18 protein-coding genes are annotated in these 23363 nt (G+C 47.4%); 1 reads left to right on the top strand and 17 read right to left on the bottom strand.

The genetic code is table 11. The features are described from left to right. Positions 1–110: 110 nt before the first annotated feature. From phoU to U1I11_RS02190, 12 genes are all read right to left on the bottom strand, one after another. Complete coding sequence (gene phoU, locus U1I11_RS02245) at positions 111–770, bottom strand: phosphate signaling complex protein PhoU (RefSeq protein WP_322903445.1); 660 nt, start codon at positions 768–770, stop codon at positions 111–113. Between the two features lie 72 nt (positions 771–842). Next, the gene (pstB, locus tag U1I11_RS02240) at positions 843–1598 is read right to left on the bottom strand and encodes a phosphate ABC transporter ATP-binding protein PstB (RefSeq protein ID WP_322903443.1); all 756 of its coding nucleotides are present in this window, start codon (positions 1596–1598) and stop codon (positions 843–845) included. Between the two features lie 129 nt (positions 1599–1727). Beyond that, complete coding sequence (locus U1I11_RS02235) at positions 1728–4418, bottom strand: methyl-accepting chemotaxis protein (RefSeq protein ID WP_322903441.1); 2691 nt, start codon at positions 4416–4418, stop codon at positions 1728–1730. Positions 4419–4580: 162 nt separating this feature from the next. Next, positions 4581–5312, bottom strand: a complete 732-nt coding sequence (locus tag U1I11_RS02230) for a response regulator transcription factor (RefSeq protein WP_322903439.1) — start codon at positions 5310–5312, stop codon at positions 4581–4583. A gap of 118 nt (positions 5313–5430) precedes the next feature. Next, positions 5431–7251 carry a two-component system histidine kinase PnpS gene (pnpS, locus tag U1I11_RS02225; RefSeq protein WP_322903437.1) on the bottom strand — a complete coding sequence of 607 codons (1821 nt, stop codon included), beginning with the start codon at positions 7249–7251 and terminating at the stop codon, positions 5431–5433. Positions 7252–7260: 9 nt separating this feature from the next. Further along, the gene (locus U1I11_RS02220; protein ID WP_322903435.1) at positions 7261–8256 is read right to left on the bottom strand and encodes a bile acid:sodium symporter family protein; all 996 of its coding nucleotides are present in this window, start codon (positions 8254–8256) and stop codon (positions 7261–7263) included. Between the two features lie 447 nt (positions 8257–8703). Next, positions 8704–9561 carry an SDR family oxidoreductase gene (locus U1I11_RS02215; protein WP_322903433.1) on the bottom strand — a complete coding sequence of 286 codons (858 nt, stop codon included), beginning with the start codon at positions 9559–9561 and terminating at the stop codon, positions 8704–8706. Positions 9562–10159: 598 nt separating this feature from the next. Continuing rightward, positions 10160–10585, bottom strand: coding sequence for a hypothetical protein (locus tag U1I11_RS02210; RefSeq protein WP_322903431.1), 426 nt, complete (start codon positions 10583–10585; stop codon positions 10160–10162). Positions 10586–11431: 846 nt separating this feature from the next. Then, on the bottom strand, positions 11432–12376 hold the full coding sequence (gene mdh / locus U1I11_RS02205; RefSeq protein ID WP_322903430.1) for a malate dehydrogenase: 945 nt from the start codon (positions 12374–12376) through the stop codon (positions 11432–11434). 11 nt (positions 12377–12387) lie between these two features. After that, the gene (gene icd, locus U1I11_RS02200; RefSeq protein ID WP_322903428.1) at positions 12388–13683 is read right to left on the bottom strand and encodes an NADP-dependent isocitrate dehydrogenase; all 1296 of its coding nucleotides are present in this window, start codon (positions 13681–13683) and stop codon (positions 12388–12390) included. A gap of 374 nt (positions 13684–14057) precedes the next feature. Further along, the gene (locus U1I11_RS02195; RefSeq protein WP_322903426.1) at positions 14058–15170 is read right to left on the bottom strand and encodes a citrate/2-methylcitrate synthase; all 1113 of its coding nucleotides are present in this window, start codon (positions 15168–15170) and stop codon (positions 14058–14060) included. A gap of 641 nt (positions 15171–15811) precedes the next feature. Beyond that, on the bottom strand, positions 15812–16861 hold the full coding sequence (locus U1I11_RS02190) for a discoidin domain-containing protein (RefSeq protein WP_322903424.1): 1050 nt from the start codon (positions 16859–16861) through the stop codon (positions 15812–15814). Positions 16862–17220: 359 nt separating this feature from the next. Between U1I11_RS02190 and ytvI the strand changes: the two genes are divergently transcribed. Then, complete coding sequence (ytvI, locus tag U1I11_RS02185; protein WP_322903423.1) at positions 17221–18336, top strand: sporulation integral membrane protein YtvI; 1116 nt, start codon at positions 17221–17223, stop codon at positions 18334–18336. A gap of 118 nt (positions 18337–18454) precedes the next feature. Here ytvI and U1I11_RS02180 read toward each other — a convergent pair whose 3' ends face one another. From U1I11_RS02180 to accD, 5 genes are all read right to left on the bottom strand, one after another. Continuing rightward, complete coding sequence (locus U1I11_RS02180) at positions 18455–18847, bottom strand: FxsA family protein (RefSeq protein WP_322903421.1); 393 nt, start codon at positions 18845–18847, stop codon at positions 18455–18457. Positions 18848–18863: 16 nt separating this feature from the next. Then, entirely contained in the window at positions 18864–19379 is a 516-nt protein-coding gene (locus U1I11_RS02175) for an acyl-CoA thioesterase (RefSeq protein ID WP_322903419.1), read from the bottom strand. 133 nt (positions 19380–19512) lie between these two features. After that, positions 19513–20937 (bottom strand): pyruvate kinase, encoded by a 1425-nt coding sequence (gene pyk, locus U1I11_RS02170; RefSeq protein WP_322903417.1) that lies wholly within the window; start codon positions 20935–20937, stop codon positions 19513–19515. A gap of 250 nt (positions 20938–21187) precedes the next feature. Further along, positions 21188–22297 (bottom strand): acetyl-CoA carboxylase carboxyltransferase subunit alpha, encoded by a 1110-nt coding sequence (locus tag U1I11_RS02165; RefSeq protein ID WP_322903416.1) that lies wholly within the window; start codon positions 22295–22297, stop codon positions 21188–21190. Next, positions 22298–23197 carry an acetyl-CoA carboxylase, carboxyltransferase subunit beta gene (accD, locus tag U1I11_RS02160; protein ID WP_322903415.1) on the bottom strand — a complete coding sequence of 300 codons (900 nt, stop codon included), beginning with the start codon at positions 23195–23197 and terminating at the stop codon, positions 22298–22300. It abuts the gene before it with no gap. Between the last annotated feature and the right edge of the window lie 166 nt (positions 23198–23363).

The raw sequence follows: 23363 nt of genomic DNA, 5'->3' as shown, positions 1-23363 counted from the left end.
TTTAATTATGCGATCTGTCTGTTCAAATAAAGTATGATCCTTTAAAATACAATCTTTGTCACAGTGCGTTCAATCGAATACACAATCGGCTAATTGTATGCCGTTGACGCTTATCTGTTCAGATCAGGGCGCTTGCCGGTAACGAGGTACACTACGCTTTCAGCGATATTGGTCGCATGATCACCAATGCGCTCAATATAACGCCCAGTCATATTAACGAGCATAATTTGCGGGCCATCGGCGCCATCTTCTTTAATGTACTCGTGCAGCTCACGAATCATGCTGCTGTACAGATGGTCAACTTGATCATCGTCCATACCTACTTTATGCGCCAGATCGGTATTTTCATCCAGATACGATTGAATGCTTTCCTGAATCATTTGGATCACGATGTCCGCCATATGCGGAACGTCTTTTAGCGGCTTGATTAGCTCCGCGCCTTGCAGACGCAACGTCACTTTCGCCACATCACATGCCAGATCGCCCATCCGTTCCAAATCGCTGGACACTTTGAACGCGACGATAATGCGACGCAAATCTTTGGCGACCGGCTGCTGCGTAATGATCAGACGTGAGCCGATATCCATAATCTTTTCTTCCATTTCGTTTAGACGATAGTCGTTGTCTACAACGCTTTTCGCCAATGGTACGTTTTGCATTTGCATCGATTTCACTGCATCCTGAAGTGCTTCAATGACATGATCTCCCATCGAAATAAGCAGCTCGCGAAGCACATCTAGGTTTTCGTCGAATTCTTTCCGTTTAGGCATACATGATCCTCCTATGGCTGATAACTTGTGTGAAGCGAGTAGGCAGTAGTGGCGGAAATGAGGTGTGAGCGATCAGCCGAAACGTCCTGAAATATAATCTTCCGTACGGGCATCCGACGGATTGGCAAATATTTCGGTTGTATCGGTAGCTTCTACGATTTCCCCGTTCAGGAAAAAGGCGGTTTGATCCGAAATACGTGCCGCCTGGTGCATATTGTGCGTCACCATTACGATCGTATATTCCTTTTTCAAATCCTGAGTCAGTTCTTCGATCTTCAACGTCGAGATCGGGTCAAGCGCTGACGTAGCTTCGTCCATTAGCAAAATGTCCGGTTGTCCCGCAATCGCGCGAGCAATACAAAGACGCTGCTGCTGACCGCCGGAAAGGCTAAACGCCGACTTTTTCAGATGGTCTTTGACTTCTTCCCACAGTGCAGCTTGTTTCAGACTGCGCTCCACAATCGCTTCCAGTTCCGATTTGGATTTGACGCCATGTAGACGTGGACCATAGGCGACATTTTCAAAAATCGACTTCGGAAACGGATTCGGCTGTTGGAATACCATCCCTACCTGCTGCCGCAAATTTTCCACTTCAACTTCATCGCTGTAAATATCCGCGCCGGCAATTTCCACTTTGCCCTCGATGCGCGTGCCAGGGATCATATCATTCATCCGGTTCAACGTACGCAGCAATGTCGATTTGCCGCAGCCGGATGGCCCGATAAAGGCGGTGACCGCTTTTTCTTTGATGGAAAGTCCGATATTTTTAAGAGCATGATGCTTCTCATAATACAAATTCAGTTGCTCGATACGAATAATGTCTGACACAAGGTCACACTCCCCCGAATTTCTCTATATTCATCAACACGTAGCCGCATCGTATAGCGGCTTGCATCTATAGATCATACGGGATATTTGTAAAGCATGAGCTTTTGAATTGTAAAGGCAATGTAAAAATTAATGCAACACCGACTTGCTCTGTACTTGCTGTCGGAGCGTATCCATAACAAGCATCGTCAGACGATTCGCTTCTCCTGCTGTTCCATGCAAATGATTCGCCTGTACTGACGCATGATCAGCTGCCGCTGCCATCTCATCAAATAAACGATCCGCCTCGGCAATGCGCAACATGCTCTCATCCATCGTCTGCTCGGTCAGTTGGCTCGATTCGGCAGATTGTCCGATCATCTCATTCAGACTGCCGAGCAGACGCGCAATATCCGACGACATACCGGAAATGCGTTCTGCCAACAGTCGCATCTCCGACGCAACAACCGCGAAGCCCCGTCCAGCTTGCTGCGCACGCGCCGCTTCAATCGATGCATTTAGCGCCAGCATGCTGCTCTGTCCGGCAAGCTGGGCAACATCGTCAACGACTTTACGTGCTTGTATCGTATGCTCTAGCATATGTTCCGCTTGTACGCGCTGATTGTTCACGAGCTGTTGCGCCTGTCTGAACTGCTGGTTCGCTTCCACCAGTTGATGATGACCGGCGATCGTGCGTTCTTTAATTTGCACTAGCTCACGCGATGTTTCATTTGCCGCAGTAGTCACTATGTTGACCGCCTGTCCGATCTGCTCCACATAACGATGGGATGCCTGTAACGACTGCACACGCTGCTGCTCGGAATCAGCTTGCAGATGACGCGACAGCTCCATCAGATCGCGAATCGTAATTACACCTGCCAGCTTGCCTGCTTCGGTCAGCAGCACACATTCATAAAAAGATTCCCCTTCACGTGCCAGTGCCGCATCAACTACAGCTGCCGGTTGATCGGTCAACTTCATTACGAGTGGGTCATTTTGGCTAAAACGACTCGTATGACGCCCATAATACAGCTCGGTCGCAAACCGACTCGCCATCCGCCGATAAAATTGCTCACGCATAATTAAGCCGGTCGGCTCACTATGTTCATTGCAAACGGTCACGCAAGGCAGCTGCGGCTGATCGCGAAAACGTTGTAGCGTCTCACCGCATGTTTCATTAGCGCCAATAGGCGGCACAACGATCAAATAATGGCGCAGCTGACATTCTGGACGCGGCGCAGCGATTGGTGCTCGTTCAGCTGTCCACGATGTAGCAACCGAGACGGTAGCGGCTAATGGTGCCGATTCGATTGCTGGTGCAAGTACGGTCGCTAGCGCTGACTGGCTGGTGACAGCTTGAGCTTGGATCGTCGTTGCTACAGATGGAGACGTGATTGGACGTTCTGTTCGCCATGCAGTAGCCGATGCAGCAGGGATCGCTTCAGGGGCAGTCGAATTCGCCACATCGGTGGTCGGTCTAGTAACAGTGTTTGTTAACGTTGGTAATGACTTGGATGTTCCGGTCGCCGGCTGTTGCATCGGATCGCTTTTGCGCGTAAACGATGCGGTCGGAGCAATCATCAACGATGATATTGCCGTAGATGACGACGCTGACTTGGCGGTTGGCGCAGATTCGGTTCCTAGTATGTTACGATTATGCGTTGTCACAGACGATACGTTAGACGCTGGCTTGGATGGATCAATACGTGTAGAACTAGCGCTGGTCGTCGCTGTGCTATTTGTGCCAGACGATGCATCCAATTTCGGTATTTTGCTTGGAACGGTGCTAGCGGTTGAACTGGTGATCGTTGGCGTAACCGATGCGGTTGAGCGGTTCGGCAATGTGTTCAGGCGATTGGATACCGAATTTGGCTGTGTCACTATACTGGGCTTTGCAGTGACGGTCGATTGGGCAGTTCGGTGAGTCGGCATCGTCGAAGCTGGATTGGCGGATACGGCAGTTTGGACAGGTGCATCGTCTTTAGCGATAAGCCCAGTCTTCGTCGCTCTGTGCGATTGGACAATAGGCTTAGTTAGTGCAGCCGGAGTAGTGTTACCGATTGAAGTACGTTCAGTCGATGCACTGACTTTGACTGTTGTACTCGGTTTCACTGGCACTGTCGATTGGGCAGCTGGCTGAACTGGTGCACTTGGAGTTGCTTTGACGGCTACATCAAGCTTATTTGTGACATATGAACTTGCAGTTGTACTCGGTTTTACAGCCATAGTTGATGTTACGGTGCGGTTTACTTGTACGTTTGAAGCCGGTTTTGTCGTCGTATGAAGGTTAGCGGTTGAGCTAGCTGCGCTGGTCGTGTTGCTATTAATGATCGTTTTAATTTGTCCGTCTGGATCGGTTAGAGCAGTGGCAGGCGGGCTGTCCGTAACGGTTATGCCCTCTTTTAGCCTGTTTGCCTGTATGTCTGTATTTATTGTAGTCGTGCTAGTTGGCGGTACAACCGCTGGCGCTGGTGGGACAGTTAGTGTCAATGGTGCAGAAGTCGGCTGAGCAGCATTGTTATTTTTCTGCTCCGCCTTGAGCGGATCATATTGCACTGCTTGCCTATCATCCAGCTGCGTAGATTCAGATTGGTCAGCATTGCTGTTAGCGGAAGTTAGCTGCTGTTGTTGCCTGCTTTCTAAGACGGCGGTCGATGACATCGGTTCAACTTGTGCAACATTACTATCATTTACATTTTGGGAAAGCGCTTGTTGCTGCATGGAATTGGTAGGCTGTGTATAGGTAGGGTTAGCAGCTACTGTCTGTCGTTCAGTGACCGTCGGTTCTGAAGCTGTGGCAGTTGGTGTTTGTTCCCGTTCTTTTAACGCTTGAGTAGTCAATTGTATCCACTCCTTAGTTCTTAGGCATTATTAACTCTTACAGATTACTTTCTAAATGTAAAATAAACTGCCTGCTTTTTGCGTATGTATGTAATATGAGTAAATTTTCCAGTCGTTTTTTCGTAAACACTGCACCTACAAAAAAAGATGCCCATCACTCCGTTAACCGGAATGAGGAGCACCTGCCTTTTTGCGTACAACTAATTTATAACCGACACCGCGAATCGAATCGATATGCACCGAGTCGGGATCAAGTTCCAGCTTTTTGCGCAGTGAGCTAACATGCACGTCCACCGTACGCTGACCACCGATATAATCAAAGCCCCAAACCGCGTTCATCAGATCATCGCGCGTCATGACGACACCAGGCTTGCGTGCCAAATAGAGCAGCACTTCAAATTCTTTCGGACGCAGTGTAATTTGCTGACTGCCCAGCGCCACTTCATATTTGTCCGGATAGATCATCAAATCGCCAAGCTCAATCCGGCTTTCCTGCACATCTTCATCAGTCGGCTGATCTTCACGTCCAGTCGCACGGCGCAACACCGCAGCGACACGAGCAAGCAGCTCGGATACGCCAAATGGCTTCGTAATATAATCATCCGCGCCAGCTTTAAGCCCTTCGACCACTTCTTCTTCCGCATTTTTCGCCGTCAAAATAACAACTGGCGTACGAATGCCAGAACTTCTCAGCTTGCGTAAAATATCCAATCCCGACATACCGGGCAGCATCAGATCAAGCAAAATCAGCTCAAATGACTCACTCTGGGCACGCTCCAAACCGGCGCTGCCATGATCTTCTACCGTCACCTCATACCCTTCCTGGGTCAGATTGTAGGATAACAGTCGGGACAACGTTGATTCATCTTCAATGACTAGCAATCGTTTAGTCATGATAACCTCCACTCGGGTTTACAATTGTTTCACCGTGACCAGCATATCACTATTTTGTTAAGAGAGTGTAAAAATACTGAATTTGATTAGCCAACAGTTAGCGCTTCATTAAAATAGCTTACATTTCCGGCTCATCCGCTTGCAATAGCGGTAAATTTACCGTAAACGTCGAACCGATATTCACTTCACTTTCCACCGTAACGACACCATGATGCAGTTCCACCAAATGCTTGACGATCGATAGTCCCAGCCCTGTACCGCCTGAACTGCGTGAACGCGCTTTATCGACCCGGTAAAATCGTTCAAAAATGCGTGGCAAATCTTTACGCGGAATACCCATGCCGGTATCGGTCACATCGAACAAAATCCGTTCTTCGCCCTGCTCGGACACCGTCTCCCGTACGTGCAAACGCACTTGACCACCATCTTGTGTATAGTTTATCGCATTTGAGATCAGATTGACAAAAATCTGGCGCAACCGATCTTCATCTGCCTCCATAAATAGTTCCTCCGGCACATGCATTTGCAGTGTAATATTTTTCTTCGCTGCTGATGCGTTAATCATTTCACGAATCGTCTCGAAAAAGGGCTGCAAATGAATCGGTGAAAAATTTAGCGGCGAACGTTTGGATTCGATTTTGGATAGCTCCAAAATATCACCAATCAGCCGATTAAGCCGTTCACTTTCATCATAAATAATTTGCAAAAACGAACGCGCGGTCTGCTCGTCTTTGACACCACCGCTTAATAGCGTCTCGGCAAAACCTTTTACCGCCGCAATCGGCGTTTTTAGCTCATGCGAAACGTTGGCGACAAATTCGCTACGCATCCGTTCGAGACGGCGAATATTCGATACGTCCTGAATTAAAAACAGCATCCCGCGATACGTATCATCGTCCTCAAACATCGGCACACCATCGATCTCGATTAAGCGTGGCTCTGGATTGTACAATGTTTGCTCATCATGAATACGCTCTTTGCGCCGCAGCCCTTCGCCAAGCAGCTTGCTTAGCTCATAATGTTGCTTTAGCTCCTGATACGATTTGCCGATCATACGTTTGGAGTTAATACTGAGCATTTCTTCAGCGAACCGGTTAATGAGCGCGATTTTGCCAGTGTCATCGACCATTACCATCCCACCGGTCATATTGGCGAGTACGCTTTGCAGCAAATCTTCATTATCACGAATAACTTTAAGCTGCATTTCCAAGCTATCTGCCATATTATCGATCGCTTTACCAAGTTCACCGATCTCATCTTTACGGTCAAGCCGCACCCTTGCCCCATAATCAAGCCGGGAAATACGATTTGCTACACGGGTAATATGTTCCAACGGACGGGTCAGACTCGCAGCGACGCTATAGCTAACGAGCGCAGCGATAACAAATAGCACGAGCAAACTAATGCCCATAATCGTCCATGTGCTGCGTACGCCATCTTCTACCGCTACCAGGCTCATCGATAGACGAATATACCCGTCAAATTCTCCTTGCTTGTGTACAGGTGCAGCGATATATAGCATATTTTCCTTCAATGTGTTGCTATAGCGAACCGCACTGCCTACCCCATCGCGCGCCGCAGCAACAATTTCTTCGCGGTTCGCATGATTGTTCATCGTGCGCGGATCGCTTTCGGAGTCACCGATTACCGTTCCGTCTTGTTCAATAAACGTAACACGCGAATCGGTCAGTCTGCCAATTTCCTGCGCTGCACGGGAATAATAGCTGAGCACCTCGCTGGAAGGGGTCTCATCCGGATTACCTACAGGCTGGAACGTAAATGTCGTTTCCAGCAGGCGAATTTCACGCAGCATATTATCTTCCAACGTCTGTTCATGCGATTTTTTGTAAATATGCGCCATCGTAAAGGCTGCCGCCAAGCCAAGCATAGCGAGCAAAAGCATCATAATGATAGTCAGGCGAATGCGGAACGGTTTCATGCGAGTGCGTCAATCTCCTTTAATATAATTTGCTTGCTTCAGTCGTTGTGCCTTCCGATACGCCGCAATCCGCTGAAAAATAGAATATTGCAGCGTTGCCATCGGCTGCTGCAACATAATGCCCAGCACGACCGGAACCGCGGTTTGTGGGCTAAAATAACCCATCGCGATCACGATGCCAACCGATATGTTGCGCATACCGGAAGTGTACGCCAGCGTCACCGGCAATTCACGACCTTTCGCGCGAAGTATACCAGAACAGACGTAACCGAGTCCATAGCAAAGCGCAACGGTAATGAGCACCGCAGGAATAACGACCGGTAAATCACCTTTGAGCGCATGTAGCTGCGGCGCGATCGCAGCGGCGTTTAACAACACCACACCGGCAAAACAAAGCTTGGATAGCGGCAATGTGACCGGTGCCGACCATGTTTTAAATGTACCGCGAGACAGTTCATATACGACCATGCCGAGTAGCGTCGGTAATACGATAATGAGCATTAGATCACGAATCATGCCCAGCGTATCAAAATGAATGCTCGTGCCGAACAACAGCTCGATCAACCCTGGCACGACAAACGGGCTGATCGCTGAATCGACGATAACGAGCGCCAAGGCAAGCGCCACATTACCGGACGACATGCTCACCCAGAGCACAGACGACACACCGAGCGGAATCGCGGTAAACAGCACAAGCCCAACCGTATACGGCGAGCCCGCTCCAAATAACAGCAATCCTAGCTCATAGGCAAGCAGCGGTGCAACAATATGCGCCATCAGCAGTGTCAGCAACAGGGGTAACGGCTTTTTGAGCACTCCTTGCACATGCTTTCGTCCACAGCCGATGCCCATTACAAATGTGACATAGGCGAATAAATACGGAACCGAATGCGTATACGCGATCAACGGCTTTGACCATGCAAAACCGAGCAGCAATGTGCATGGGATAATCGCAAACATATATTTTTCAAACGAGCGTGTAAATGTGTCCATTGCTTGTCTCATAACGGGTTCCTTTCTTGAGGTGATGAGCGGATATGCATACGTATACACTGCTCGCCTCATCATATGTTTGCCCATACGCTTGGATAAGGATGGGCAGATACAACGTAATCCGTAACCAACTTATTTTAATATCATTGCCTTTTATGATAGCATATTCTGCTTATAATCAGGCAAAGAATGGGTATTAGCAGCATGAAAAGTTTAACGTGTGCATAAATGATAGGTTGTAATCACGCAAAAAGAAGCCTTAAGTAGGCTTCTTTTTCTTTTTCTTTTTCTTTTTCTATTTCTATATTTTAAATAAAACATACCGTCCGCATTTGCACATCCCTATTGTGTTGCCGCTATGAGTCATTAACGCTAGCTCGCCATCCACATTCAGCGTTTTACCCTATCCGCTGCACCAACAGAACATTATACATATGCTTCAAGCCGCCTTCCTATCAATTAACCGTTCACAACCTCGCCGCCGTTTACATGAATAATTTGCCCGGTTACGTACGAAGAATCCGTGCTTGCCAGATACACGTATGCTGGTGCGACTTCATCCGGTTGTCCTGGGCGTCCAAGTGGCTGGGATTGTCCGAATTGTTCGACACGCTCTGGATCGAATGTAGCTGGAATGAGCGGTGTCCAGATGGGACCTGGTGCTACGCCATTCACGCGAATACTTTTCTCTGCCAAATTCATCGACAATGAACGCGTAAATGCAACGATTGCGCCTTTGGTCGATGAATAGTCGAGTAATGTTGGACTGCCGCGATAAGCGGTGATCGAAGTTGTATTAATAATCGTCGATCCTTCTTTTAAATGAGGCATCGCTGCCTTGGTGATGTAAAACATACCAAAAATATTCGAGCGGAATGTTCGTTCCAGCTGTTCAGCCGAAATGTCTTCGATCGATTGCTGCACATGTTGCTCAGCCGCATTGTTGACGACGATATCCAGTCCTCCGAGACTTTGTACCGCCTGTTCTACGGCGGAACGGGCAAAGCTTTCGTCACCGATATCACCAGCAATCGCTACGCATTTGCGTCCTTCTGCTTCGACATAACGTTTCGTTTCCTCGGCATCTTTGTCTTCCTCACGATAAATGATCGCAACGTCTGCACCTTCTTTGGCAAAATGCACGGCAACAGAACGACCGATCCCGCTATCTCCGCCGGTAATGATCGCTCTTTTGCCTGCTAGCTTGCCTGCCGCCTTATATTCCGGCGTTTTAAACTGCGGACGCGGCGTCATTTGCGACTCATGACCTGGCAATGATTGATCTTGAGCAGGTACGCTTTGTGGTTTACTGGACATGTTCAGTTCTCCTTTCATTCAGTACGTGATGAGTATACTTGTGAAGTCAAGCTGAATGCTTTGATCTGGAAAATGTCTCCCAGTTCACTACGTTGCGTTATTACCACACACCCTTTACGTTTAAACAAAATGTAGCGAATTCGTAGCCGATGTTCGTTAAACAACGTAGTATGCCTATTAGCTTGTGTTAAGTACATTTACAGTATGCCGATCTAACAACCGCTTGATTATCAATAGGTTAAGGTAAGTTCAAACACGGTTTTTACTTGAGACAATCTACTATTAGGCTGACCGCGTTCAAGAGGCAGTTTGATGTTGTATAGTAGAGATGTACTAAAGCTACGATTCCAGTGTTTTTTTCATACGATGTAGTCCATCAGACATTGAATTTAAGCTCGTCAAGGTACTATGTCTATATGTTTGCTCGATACCTACATAAAACATAAATATGTGCCCCTAACTAAACAAACCGCTAAGACTCGATCGAGCGCTCAGCGGCTTGTTTACTGTTTCTGTTTTTAATTTTGCTTGCGGATCAATCAAGCTTCAGCTTTAATGCGCAGCCCCTATAGAGTACACGAGCTACCAACAGCCCCATTTAAATAATATGACGATATACCATAAAAAACGCCATAATGAGCAAACATACCGCCAGACCCATACTAAGCGCACGAATTTTGCCTGTATAGACAGTGATCTCTTGCTTTTGCTCAATGTTAGCTAACGCAAGGCGCAGCGGCTTGCCCATAATGCCACCCAATGCAGCGATCGCCAGCAATAGCACGACTACGATTACCATCCAGGCAATTGAATATGTACCCTTTGTCATCAAATAACCGCCAGTTAGCAGTTGTACGATGAGTCCAAACTGCGCAATACGGTTTAAGACACGAATGATAGAAATCGCACCGGACTGCGATTGTCCATCCCAACTCGGCAGCTTGGCAGCAATAAACGGCAGCAAAATATAAAAGCCTGTCGATAAAGCGCCCAAAATGTGCAAAAACACGAGGAAACGTTCCAAATTCTTTCTCTCCCATCAGATTGGATTTTGATCTTCCGTGCATCCTGTCGTGATCGGCAATGTTGACTACGGCTTCACCATTGCCCAACAAACGCTTAGAAAAGATCATCTGCAATCTTATTTTAACCAAACTGGTATTAAAAATATAGCTCCTTCCAAAATCCGCTATTGTATATACGCAGCAATTTTTGCAAATGACTTTAGGCTGCCGATAATGATGTTGCATCGTAAATGTTATTTATCCAAGTGCATTTTAGACGAATTTAGCAGCACATACCATACATCGTGCAACAAACATATTCAAACAAGCAGCAGGCTAACATCGTCACTACTTTCAACCGGAATAACGGAATATAGCTCAACGAACCGCTAGTACATTGACCAAATTAAATTTCAAATTTGATTGTGTGCTGATATCCTCATCCATAAGAGCTTAATCCAGTTTTAAAACTCCAATCAATCTCGGTCAATGTACTTCCCTCTCCAAAACGTAATATCGTATAAGCTCCATGTTTATGTTTATGTTTATGTTTATGTTTATGTTTATGTTTATGTTTATGTTTATGTTTATGTTTATTTTTATGAATATTGTGCATGCATTTGAAATCCCATCTGCTCCCTTTTCCCTTCTCCCTGCTTCTAGTGTATCGAACGAGCACTAAACATATGAATCGTAACCTTAACAGCAAAAAGCCTCAAACCTGTCGCTAAAGCGGCAAAATTTGAGGCTTTAAAGTGTATTGGATCAGCGTTCGTTAACGTTCGTTTCGGTGGAAATACAAGCACAAGCTGATCGTTTGCAAGTTTGTAGCTGCATGGCAATCACTGCCTTGCACATCCATCGAATTAACGGGTTACGATTTCTAGCACACTGCGTACCGAGTCAGCCGATTGGTTCAACGCGGCTTGTTCTTCATCGGTCAGCTCCAGTTCGAAAATACGCTCAATGCCAGCGCCGCCTAGAATGACCGGTACGCCGAGGAACAGTTGATCATAACCGTATTCGCCTTCCAAGTAGGCGATTACCGGCAAAATACGCTTTTTGTCCTTTAGGATCGCTTCGGTCATCTGAGTTAACGCCGCAGCAGGCGCATAATAAGCGCTGCCGTTGCCGAGCAGATTGACGATCTCGCCACCGCCCACACGGGTACGCTGTACGATCTCATCCAAGCGCTCTGGCGCAATCAGCGTACTGATCGGAATGCCGCCGACACTGGAATAGCGAATCAACGGAACCATATCGTCCCCATGACCGCCCAGCACAAAACCGCGTACATCCTCAACCGATACATTCAGTTCTTCAGCGATAAATGTACAATAGCGTGCCGTATCGAGTACACCGGATTGTCCGATTACACGATTTTTGGGGAAGCCAAGTGTTTCGTAAGCTACATAAGTCATCGCATCAACCGGATTACTCAAAATAATGACAATCGATTCCGGTGAATGCTGCTTGACCTGCTCACACACTGCACGCACGATACCTGCATTCGTATTGACCAGATCATCGCGGCTCATGCCCGGTTTGCGGGCAACACCTGCCGTAATGATGACGATATGTGAGTCTGCGGTATCCGCATAATCGGCTGTACCGCGAATCCGGCTGTCGAAACCTTGAACCGGACTTGCTTCCAGCATATCAAGCGCTTTTCCCTTGGTTGGGTTTTCGAGCTGCGGAATATCGACCAGCACTACATCGCCAAGTTCCTTCTGGGCTATCATCAAAGCTGTCGTCGCACCGGTAAAACCGGCGCCCACAATTGTGATCTTTTTGCGCTTAATCGCTGTCATGAAGCATCCTCCTACATGTTTTCGATTACTTTATCGGCAAACTCGGAGCATTTCACTTCGGTTGCTCCGTCCATCAGACGAGCAAAGTCATACGTAACGGTTTTGTTGTTGATCGACGTTTCCAGACCTTTGTAGATCAGGTCAGCCGCTTCTTGCCAGCCCAAATGTTCCAGCATCATGACGCCGGACAAAATAACGGAACCTGGATTTACCACGTCTTTGTCCGCATACTTTGGTGCAGTACCATGAGTCGCTTCAAAGATCGCGTGTCCTGTTACGTAGTTAATGTTCGCGCCCGGTGCGATACCGATACCGCCAACTTGTGCAGCCAGTGCATCGGACAAATAGTCACCGTTCAAGTTCAGCGTTGCGATCACATCGAATTCAGCTGGACGAGTCAATACTTGTTGCAGCGCGATATCAGCAATCGCATCTTTTACGATGATTTTGCCAGCATCTTCAGCCGCTTTTTGTGCAGCATTAGCAGCATCTGTACCTTGCTCGTCTTTGATTTTATCGTATTGCGCCCATGTGAATACGTTGTCGCCGAATTCAGCTTCAGCCACTTCGTAACCCCAGTTTTTGAACGCGCCTTCGGTAAATTTCATAATATTGCCTTTGTGTACAAGTGTAACCGTCTTACGGTTATGGTCGATCGCGTATTGTACCGCTGCGCGCACGAGACGCTTGGAGCCTTCTTCGGATACAGGCTTAATACCGATACCGGAAGTTTCTGGGAAACGGATTTTGTTAACGCCCATTTCGTTTTTCAGAAATTCCAGTACTTTTTTCACTTCTTCTGTACCTTCTTGATACTCGATACCTGCATAGATGTCCTCTGTGTTTTCACGGAAAATAACCATGTCAACCAGCTCAGGACGTTTTACAGGGGAAGGCACGCCGTCAAAATAACGTACCGGACGCAAACATACGTACAGGTCAAGCTCTTGACGCAGCGCAACGTTCAGGGAACGAATACCGCCACCGATCGGCGTAGTCAGCGGGCCTTTGATCGCCACGATGTACTCGCGGATCGCTTCCAGCGTGTCCGCTGGCAGCCATTCGCCGTATGTATTGAATGCTTTCTCACCGGCGAATACTTCGTACCAAGCAATCTTTTTGGAGCCGCCATAAGCTTTATCTACAGCTGCATCCAGAACGCGCACGGAAGCTTTCCAAATGTCGCGGCCTGTTCCGTCACCCTCGATGTAAGGGATGATCGGGTTGTTAGGCACCTGAAGTGTTCCATCGGTAATGGTGATTTGCTCACCAGCAGTTGGCAATTCGTACTTTTCAAAGTTCGGCATGATTGAAGTTCCTCCTCAGATTCATTCTGTAATCGATCGTGTCCCGGTTCTGTTCAAACTTGCACTGTCGCCAGGAAAAACAACCCGTCTATGTAGGAAAGCGCATACGTATACTACCCGCTTCGATAAATAAAATGAAGGCGGGTTATATATGCACCTGACGCTCAGGCACACATGCGCACACAAAGCCGTTCCGCTCGGATAATATCCAGCGTTCCGGCTCCATGTAGTCTGCTTGCTGCTTACGATAAGGTGAGCAACATTACTGACATGCGCTGCAAACAACGGTTGTATTCATTTTAGCAGACACCGGAAGTTATTGAAAAGCGGGATTTACTTGTGCTGCGAATAAAGCCATTTTCAGGCACGCCAAATTAGCGTGTTTCGACCGGGCTATACTTTTGATCAATTGGACCAACATATTCAGCGCGCGGGCGGATAATGCGGTTATTTTCATATTGCTCCAAAATGTGAGCCGACCATCCGGACACACGGCTGATTGCAAAAATCGGCGTAAACAGATTACGCGGAATGCCTAGCATCGTGTACATGGACGCGGAATAGAAATCAACATTTGGCTTCAAACCTTTACGCTCGGTAATGATTTCTTCGATGCGCACGCTCATATTGTACAAAGTCAGATCATTGTTCAGCTCGCCCAGTTCGCGGGACATCTGTTGCAGATGCTTGGCGCGCGGATCGCCGTTTTTGTATACACGGTGACCGAAACCCATAATCTTTTCTTTGTTATCGAGCTTGGATTGAATATAGGTTTCCAGATTGTCTGGCGAACCGATTTCTTCCAACATCTTCATAACCGCTTCATTGGCACCACCGTGCAGCGGGCCTTTGAGTGCGCCAATTGCCGATGTTACGCCGGAATAAATGTCCGACAATGTCGCTACCGTAACACGCGCGGCAAATGTCGATGCGTTCAGCTCGTGATCGGCATGCAAAACAAGTGCCTGATCGAGCGCTTTGACCGCAACTTGATCCGGCTCTTGTCCGGTAAGCATATAGAGGAAATTGTGAGCGATCGATACACCTTGCAGCGGTGCAACCGGCTCTTGTCCGGCGCCAATACGTCCGATTGCTGCAACGATCGCTGGCAATTGCGCTTGCAGCTTGATCGCCTTTTGCTGATTCGCTTCCAGGCTCATCTCATCGGCACCATCATCGTACAGTGCCAGTGCGGATACCGCACTACGCAGCGCAGCCATCGTGTTCATATGTTTAGGGTACAGTTTGATTTGTTCGATAAGTGCATCCGGCAAAACTGCATATTTATCCAGATCGCTTTGTAACTGGTCAAGCTCGTTCTGATTTGGCAGCTTACCAAACCAGAGTAAATACGCGACTTCCTCAAAGCTAGCGTTTACAGCCAGGTCATCAATATCATACCCACGGTACGTTAAAACTCCATCAACAATGGAGCTAATGGATGAGCTTGCAGCGACAACGCCTTCCAAACCTTTGGTAGCTGTCATATTCTTCTCTCCTTTGCAGAACGATTCTTGAAGTTTGTCCAATTTGTAAATGAAAACCGTTACATTTTTAAAAATGGTAAAAAATGAAGATTACTGTATGCAGGAATTCGGTTAAATTGTCATCGCCGGACCTTACACCTGCCACTAACCTTCCAAGAACCTTATACCATCATACTTTATTTTGACGGACTTGTGAACAAAAGTAGATATTGTTAGTATATCAAAATGTTTTATCGCAAGGATAACTTTTTTTTGTAAACCTTTGCAACGCCGTGATAGCGCGCAAAATTTACCATTTTATCGCCTTCTTTTTGCCTGTTTTGACAATTAGAATAGCGAATCGATCGCTCAATGGATGACGATCGATTCGCTGCTAAACTGTTGGTGGTCGTTGTGCAAGCAATCGTATAGCTGTAATTAGACTGAAAACGCTAGCTGAAACGTCAGCGATTGCATACGTGTACTTATGTTTTAATATTCATTATATCGAATAAATATACTTAAACTTATTCGATCGCTTTACTATAACATGGCTAGAACAGGCTTTTATCCGGCATCCAGTAGATTGTCTCATTCTGAATTTACAAATGGTGCAATTGAGGGCATCGGCAATAGTATGATTCCCATCACCAGGCACTCGTTCAATAGCCCATCATGCCCATTTCGCTAATGCATACGAGATTGCCGCCATTGTTTTCCAGAAAACGAATACGGTATTTATTGTACGCTGTTATGTTGTCGATCGTATATACATTCGCTTTGCTAGTCGTCCAATTCGTAATTCCACTGCGTGTATCTAGCGTCTTCCATGCTTTGCCGTCATAAGCTTCAAATACCCACGCTTTTGGCGACTGGGCAAAACCGTACTGGCTATCGCCTTGTTTCATTTGCAGCGAATACGAAGTGACCGTTTTAGCTTGTTTAAATTCATAGGCGAGCCAGCCTTTAATGTCTCCATTTTGCGTGGAAAATGGAGCGCAGCGATTGTCAAAAGCGCGAAATGGTTGTGTATTCCATGCGGTATCATAGCTGCTAGAGCTGGCGATACCGTACACATCTTGATTGGCTGACATCGCATGAATAAGCGAATCGGTCGGCGTTACACTGCAACTGTCTACCGGTTGGTTGATCGGTACAGGCGTTGGTGCAGGTGTGGGCGATGTTTCGGTATCCGACTGCGCCGCCATATTCCACACCATGCCGCCATTTACGATCACAGGTACGCTATACAGCGAACTGCTTACAAAACCGGAAGCAATCAGCTGCGCTTCAACCGCTCCTGCCGTCGTCCATACACCAGCAAATGGACGATCATCACAATTGCTACTTTGCCCACCGAATGTAAAATGGTATGTACCGGTATGTCTTGCCGCCACTTTGACATTAAAACCTGGCATCAGATCGGATTTGATGCCATTGTATGCTGTGCCTGCATTCGTAACTGCGCTTCCATCCGCTTTTAACAATTCCAGTTTGATCGTTTGCTCGGTGTTGCTCAGATTAGTAATATTTAGCGATAACTCCACCAGATGCGATTGATCACAAAATGTATTGGCAGGGATCGCAAATATCATATTTTGCACGGCGTCATTCGTTGCCGCCTTTGCCTGGGAAGGCATGACAGAGCCAACTAACAATACTATAACCATCACAAACAGCAAACTTGTTGTAACGCTTTGATTTATCATCATACGGATCACAATTCCTCTCTTATTTGAATTGCTGCTCCAACCACCACTGTATAATATCGGAATTAAATCTAAATAATTAATATTATTGTATATTACTGATCGATTTTAATTCTATTTTCCAGTTTAAAAAAAATGATAAATAGCCCGCACAGCAGCGATACATCGGCGTTATAACTAGCGACCGCTATACAACAGCCGGAGCGATCATCCGCCTGCTTCGCTCACTCGTTTCAAATGTCTGTCCGCTCGTTTAACTCATACTATGAACCGTATTACATAATGTTGATGTTCATGTAGACCTGTAGTATGGTCTTAGTGTCAGTTGGCAATACGGATATACCGAAAGGAGTACAGATGATTTGAATCCGATCATTCGTGGACGGATTTTGCGCGGAATAGCGGTGTTGGTCGTTGTTGTGTTAACGATCGTTGGCGTTCGTTATCTGTTTCCGCTGCTTTATCCACTTTTGCTTGCCTGGTTGTTCGCGTATGCGATGAATCCGCTCGTACGATTGCTGCAAAAACGACTCCATTTTCCGCGCTGGCTCGCTGTTTCGCTCTCACTACTCGTCTATTTTGGCGGTGTGATTACGATTTTGTCGCTGCTCATTACACGACTTGTACAGGAAACGATCTCATTAATGGATTTGTTTAACGATCATATCGATAGCTGGCGCACTATGTTTGTCGGCTGGACTAAAAATGATCGTATCCAGTCCATTATCGATCAGATCAATTCCTTTTTACAGCAAGGACAGCCACAAGGTCCGCTCAATGACAATCTGAACCAAACGACACAAAATTTAACCGGCATGGTCAGCAACATCGTGACGAGCATTTTGAATTATGTGCTCAATTTTTTGACCGCTTTGCCCAACTTTGCCTGGATTATGGTCGTCGTTGTATTGTCGGCATTTTTCATTAGCAATAGCTGGGAACGCCATAATCGGATGGTATCCGGCTGGTTTCCGTCCAACATTCGGCAACCGGCAGCCGCGATTTGGAGCGATTTGCAAAAAGCGCTATTTGGCTATATTAAAACACAGGTGATTCTGATTTCGATTACCGGCTTGATCGTGATCGTCGGTCTGTTTATTTTGCAAGTGCCGTCCGCCTTGCTGATCGGTCTATTGATCGGATTGGTTGATCTGCTGCCGTATTTGGGCGTCGGCATCGTGATGGTGCCGTGGGCGATTTACAGTCTGATGAGCAACGATGTAGGGTTGGGTATCGGTCTGAGCGTCGTATATGTAATCGTACTGATCGTGCGGCAAATGATCGAACCGAAAATTCTCGCCAGCAATGTAGGGCTTGATCCACTGGCAACATTGATTAGTATGTTTGTCGGTCTGAAGCTGTTCGGTGCGCTCGGTTTGATTATCGGACCGGTTACACTGGTGCTCGTGACTGCGCTAAACCGTGCCAATGTATTCCGCGACCTGCGTAATTATATTGTGAATGGTAAAGTGCGCTAAAGGATATGCACGGAGCAGCAGACCTGTTTGCCTACATGTACAAAACAAATAAAACCTTCCATCGCCTCCAAACGTGTAAACTACGCGTCGGTTACGATGAAAGGCTTTTTTGTTTGGATCATGGGCGATAAATCGTGATTGAGCCATTTTTCATCCGTTTTTCAATCCATTTTAGCAGCAGATTGCGGTAGAGCGGACGTGTTAATGGGAAGACGAGTGTGAAGCCGACCACATCAAGCACAAAGCCGGGCAGGACGAGCATAATACCACCGATAAATACGCATAACCCGTCAAGCATTTTGCGACCTGGCGGTTGATTGGCATTGATCAATGCACGTGTATCTTCCAGCACTTTGCGACCTTCAAAGCGCATCATCACAACTCCGATTAACGATGTAACTATAAGCAGCAGCAGCGTATTCCAGCCACCGATCCATTGAATCATTTGCAAAAATACGTACCACTCCAGTAGTGGCACAACGATAATGAAGGCAACAATCCATTTTTTCAAACGATAGCTCTCCTCTCTAGTCCTGCAAAGACCGTACAAGTGCATCATACAGCGATGGCAACACTTTATCAAGCCGGATCGGAGCGAATTCGCGGTTTACCCACACATGCCGTGTAGACCCGCTCGTAAGCGGCTCGCCCGGCAGCTCCTGTTCGTGTGTAAACAATCGACGTCCGCTTGTAGCCGATGCATCACCGACCGTTTGATCGGCATCGTTTAGCAAATGAATCCGATATTCGTAATCGATGCGCAGACGCGAGAAATTGACAATTCGTGTATACACCGCTACCCGATCATCGTAACGAGCCGGACGACCATATGATAAAGAAGCGTCAATCAGCGGCAGCAATACGCCTGCTTGTTCCATATCGCGATAGCGGAATCCGAGATCACGAATCATCTCCGTTCGTCCCAGCTCAAACCAGTTCAAATAGTTCGTATGATAAACAACACCCATCGGGTCATTTTCCTGATAACGTACCCGGAAGGCGATACCATGCCAATGACTAGGCAAATTCAGTTGTGTACCCATCTTCTATTCCCCCTGCTTCTGTAGCTAATATTATGTGTACGTATTGGCATACATTTCGTTTCTGACATAAGCAAAAAAGCAATGGACAATGCCACTGCTTTTTTGCTGGTGCTATAGGACACGCTGTCCGCGCTTAGTTCGAGGACATTTGTGCTACTTTGATCAGGTTAGTTGAACCGGATTTACCCAGTGGGATACCTGCTGTAATTACAACGAGATCGCCGTCTTTGAGCAAACCGGAATCTTTACCACCTTGCAGAGCTACGTTGAACAGCTCATCTGTAGAATGAGCTTGTGTACCTTTAACCGGGTGCACGCCCCATGCCAGCGACAGACGACGCATCGTTTGCTCGTTCGTCGTTACGGCGATGATTGGTGCTTGCGGACGATATTTCGCCACAACGCGAGCGGTATGACCGGACTCGGTGGAGGAAATGATCGCGGTTGCGTTCAGGTCCATCGCGCAACTTGCTACCGATTGACTAATCGCTTCCGTTACCGTCGTTTGTTGTGCATGGCTTTGTTTTAGGAAAATTTCGCGATAGTTCAGTGCGGATTCAGCTTTTTCAGCGATACGAGCCATCGTCAGCACGGATTCTACCGGATATTTACCAGCAGCTGTTTCACCGGACAGCATGATCGCATCGGTGCCGTCGAAGATCGCGTTAGCTACGTCACTTGCTTCCGCACGAGTCGGACGCGGGTTGCGTTGCATAGAATCGAGCATTTGTGTAGCCGTGATAACCGGTTTGCCGGCACGGTTACATTTTTCGATCATTTGTTTTTGTACCAGTGGCACTTGCTCAGCCGGAATTTCAACGCCGAGGTCACCACGGGCTACCATCAGACCGTCAGACGCTTCCAGAATTTCTTCCAGATTGTCTACGCCTTGCTGGTTTTCGATTTTGGAAATGATTTGAACATGTTTTGCGCCTTTTTGTTCCAGCAGCTCGCGAATTTCCAATACATCGCTTGCTTTGCGCACGAACGAGGCAGCGATGAAGTCAACACCCTGCTCAATACCGAAAATAATGTCGTTTGCATCTTTTTCCGTAATGCCTGGCAGGGAGATGTTTACGCCCGGTACGTTAACGCCTTTACGACCTTTGATCTGTCCGCCATTTACAATACGGCACTTGATCTCTGTACCTTGTATCTGTACAACGCTCAGTCCGATCAGACCGTCATCGATCAGAATCGTGGAACCTACTTCAACGTCGCTTGGCAGCTCTTGGTACGATACAGTCAGACGATGCTGGTCGCCCAAAATTTCTTCGGTAGTCAGCGTGATGTACTCATCTTGCACCAGGTCGATTGGCTCCTCTTTAAGCTTGCCGATACGGATTTCCGGTCCTTTTGTATCGAGCAAAATCGCTACCGTTTTGCCTAGTTCCTGGCTTGCCTGTTTAATGTTTTTGATACGGTTGCCGTGTTCTTCGAAATCACCGTGAGAGAAGTTCAGACGGGCTACGTTCATACCTGCCATAATCAGCTTCTTAGTGTTTTCCAGGGACTCACTTGCCGGGCCGATCGTACATACAATCTTCGTTTTACGCATAATTGATTGCCTCCGTTTTCAAGGTCTCTCTATTGTTTGTTTTCCAACATAACCTGCCGCCTCACAGCAAACAGGCTCCAACAATTAAATTTACTACAAATTTGCACATTTGTATACAGAAGATGGACAATATTTAGCCCGCTTTCGCTTCATCATCCATATCCTCCCAAACGCACCAATACCGTCCATGACCTTCCCTGCCGGGAGGCATGGACGGCATCGAGATTACACGCTGTGTTCGATCATACACTTAATGTGGCAAAGCGTCTGTCGAGTCACTGTTATGGAAAGCGTTCGTAACCGAAGACAGATGCTCACTGTCTTCATCAGCGACTGCGGGTTGCGCTGTCGTCGCCTCTGTGCCTTGTTCCTGTTGATCTGGCGTTCCGTAGCTGGTCGGAACTTGTTTTTCTACAAATTCGCCAATTTTACGGAATTTGTCGTAACGATCTTGTACGAGCGTGTCCGCATCCATTGTGGCAAGTTGTTGCAAATGCACAAGCAACTCCTGCTTGATGGCAGTACCAGTCGCTTCGTAATCTTTATGCGCTCCGCCTTGTGGCTCTGGGACAATCCCTTCGATAATTTGCATGTCCAGCAAATCATTGGCGGTAATTTTCATCGCTTCCGCCGCTTGATCTGCCTTGGACGCATCTTTCCATAGAATGGAAGCTGCACCGTTGGGAGAAATGACGGAATAAATCGCATGTTCCAGCATCAGCACGCGGTTGCCGACACCAATCGCCAGCGCACCACCGCTACCACCTTCACCGATTACGACACAAACGACCGGCACGCGCAGCTTCGCCATCTCCCACAAATTACGGGCGATCGCTTCAGACTGACCGCGCTCCTCTGCTGTATTACCCGGATACGCACCTTTGGTATCAATAAATGTAACAATCGGACGACCGAATTTCTCCGCTTGCTTCATCAGACGGAGCGATTTGCGGAATCCTTCCGGATGCGGGCTGCCGAAGAAACGAGCGATATTATCCTTCGTATCTTTACCGCGCTGATGACCGATAATCGTTACTGGTTTGCCTTCCAAACGCGCAAGACCGCCTACAATAGCAAGATCGTCACCATACATGCGGTCGCCGTGCAGCTCGATAAAATCGGTGAAAATTAGCGGGATCAGGTCAAGCGTCGTTGGACGCTGCTGATTGCGTGCCAGATGCATTTTCTGAGCGGCGCTAATATTCGTATAAATTTCACCTTCCATCTGACGATAACGTTCTTCCAGACGGTTGATTTCATCTGTAAAATCAATTTCTTTATCTTGACTAAACTGCTTTAGCTCGTCGATTTTTTTGCGCAATTCAACGAGAGGCATTTCAAAAGGCATCTCTCCTGCCACTTAAAATCCCCCTTTTCCCGTATGATAGTCCAGCAGATCGCCTAGCATAGACCTCATATCTTTACGATGTGTAACCATATCAAGCTGTCCGTGTTCCAGATTGAACTCGGCAGTCTGGAAGTTGTCCGGCAGCTTTTGACGGATCGTCTGCTCGATCACGATTCGTCCGGCAAAGCCAAACAATGCGCCCGGCTCAGCGATAATAATATCGCCCAGCATCGCAAAGCTGGCGGATACACCACCCATCGTCGGATCGGTAATGACGGATATGTACAGTCCGCCGTTTTCCTGATAGCGCGCAAGCGCAGCGCTTGTTTTCGCCATTTGCATCAGGCTGATAATACTTTCCTGCATCCGTGCTCCACCTGAAGTCGAGAACATGATGATCGGCAAACCGCGTTCGTCAGCCGCTTCGATTGCACGGGTAATTTTCTCACCAACAACCGAGCCCATGCTGCCGCTAAAAAAGTCAAAGCTCATCACCGCGAGCATGACCGGATGACCATCGATTTCGCCCTGACCGGTAATGACCGCGTCGCGCAGACCGGAGTTCATTTTTTGCTGCTCCAGCTTTTGCGCATAGCCCGGGAAGTTCAGCGGATCGGTCGATTCCATGCCCGCATCCATCTCGGTAAATTTGCCTTCATCTACGGTCATTACGATTCGTTCAATCGCATTGAGCCGCATATGGTAGCCGCAATTGCTGCATACTTTCAAGTTCTTTTCAAGCTCTTTGCTGTAATGAATCGTGCCGCATTTGCTGCACTTGTTCATTAAGCCTTCGGGAATTTCGCGTTTCGGGCGTTCCTGCGGCTGCTCATCTGATGCGGTCTCATTGCTCCAACGTTGTGAAGGAATGGTCGCATATTTTTTTTTCTTTTGGAATAAATCTCTAAACACAACGACACCTCTTCAGACGTATACTTATTCCCCGGTTTATCAATGTGCGTTTGCTGCATGATTAGTGTGTGATTCTGTTAGCGCGTATGCGCGATCAGATCAATAACGTGTATAACCGGACTTCATCCGGACCTGTCTGCTGGCAGATGATCAGGGATAACAATAC

The organism is Paenibacillus campi, assembly GCF_034659835.1.
Classification (GTDB): domain Bacteria; phylum Bacillota; class Bacilli; order Paenibacillales; family Paenibacillaceae; genus Saccharibacillus; species Saccharibacillus campi.
Note: the sequence above shows the minus strand (reverse complement) of the source record. Positions and strands in the feature narration are given on the sequence as shown.

Excerpts from the sequence above, each read along its gene's own strand:
- icd (WP_322903428.1), bottom strand. The coding sequence starts at position 13,683 with ATGCCGAACTTTGAAAAGTACGAATTGCCAACTGCTGGTGAGCAAATC.
- mdh (WP_322903430.1), bottom strand. The coding sequence starts at position 12,376 with ATGACAGCGATTAAGCGCAAAAAGATCACAATTGTGGGCGCCGGTTTT.
- pyk (WP_322903417.1), bottom strand. The coding sequence starts at position 20,937 with ATGCGTAAAACGAAGATTGTATGTACGATCGGCCCGGCAAGTGAGTCC.
- U1I11_RS02230 (WP_322903439.1), bottom strand. The coding sequence starts at position 5,312 with ATGACTAAACGATTGCTAGTCATTGAAGATGAATCAACGTTGTCCCGA.
- U1I11_RS02195 (WP_322903426.1), bottom strand. The coding sequence starts at position 15,170 with ATGACAGCTACCAAAGGTTTGGAAGGCGTTGTCGCTGCAAGCTCATCC.
- U1I11_RS02220 (WP_322903435.1), bottom strand. The coding sequence starts at position 8,256 with ATGAGACAAGCAATGGACACATTTACACGCTCGTTTGAAAAATATATG.
- U1I11_RS02215 (WP_322903433.1), bottom strand. The coding sequence starts at position 9,561 with ATGTCCAGTAAACCACAAAGCGTACCTGCTCAAGATCAATCATTGCCA.
- U1I11_RS02175 (WP_322903419.1), bottom strand. The coding sequence starts at position 19,379 with ATGGGTACACAACTGAATTTGCCTAGTCATTGGCATGGTATCGCCTTC.
- U1I11_RS02190 (WP_322903424.1), bottom strand. The coding sequence starts at position 16,861 with ATGATGATAAATCAAAGCGTTACAACAAGTTTGCTGTTTGTGATGGTT.
- phoU (WP_322903445.1), bottom strand. The coding sequence starts at position 770 with ATGCCTAAACGGAAAGAATTCGACGAAAACCTAGATGTGCTTCGCGAG.
- pnpS (WP_322903437.1), bottom strand. The coding sequence starts at position 7,251 with ATGAAACCGTTCCGCATTCGCCTGACTATCATTATGATGCTTTTGCTC.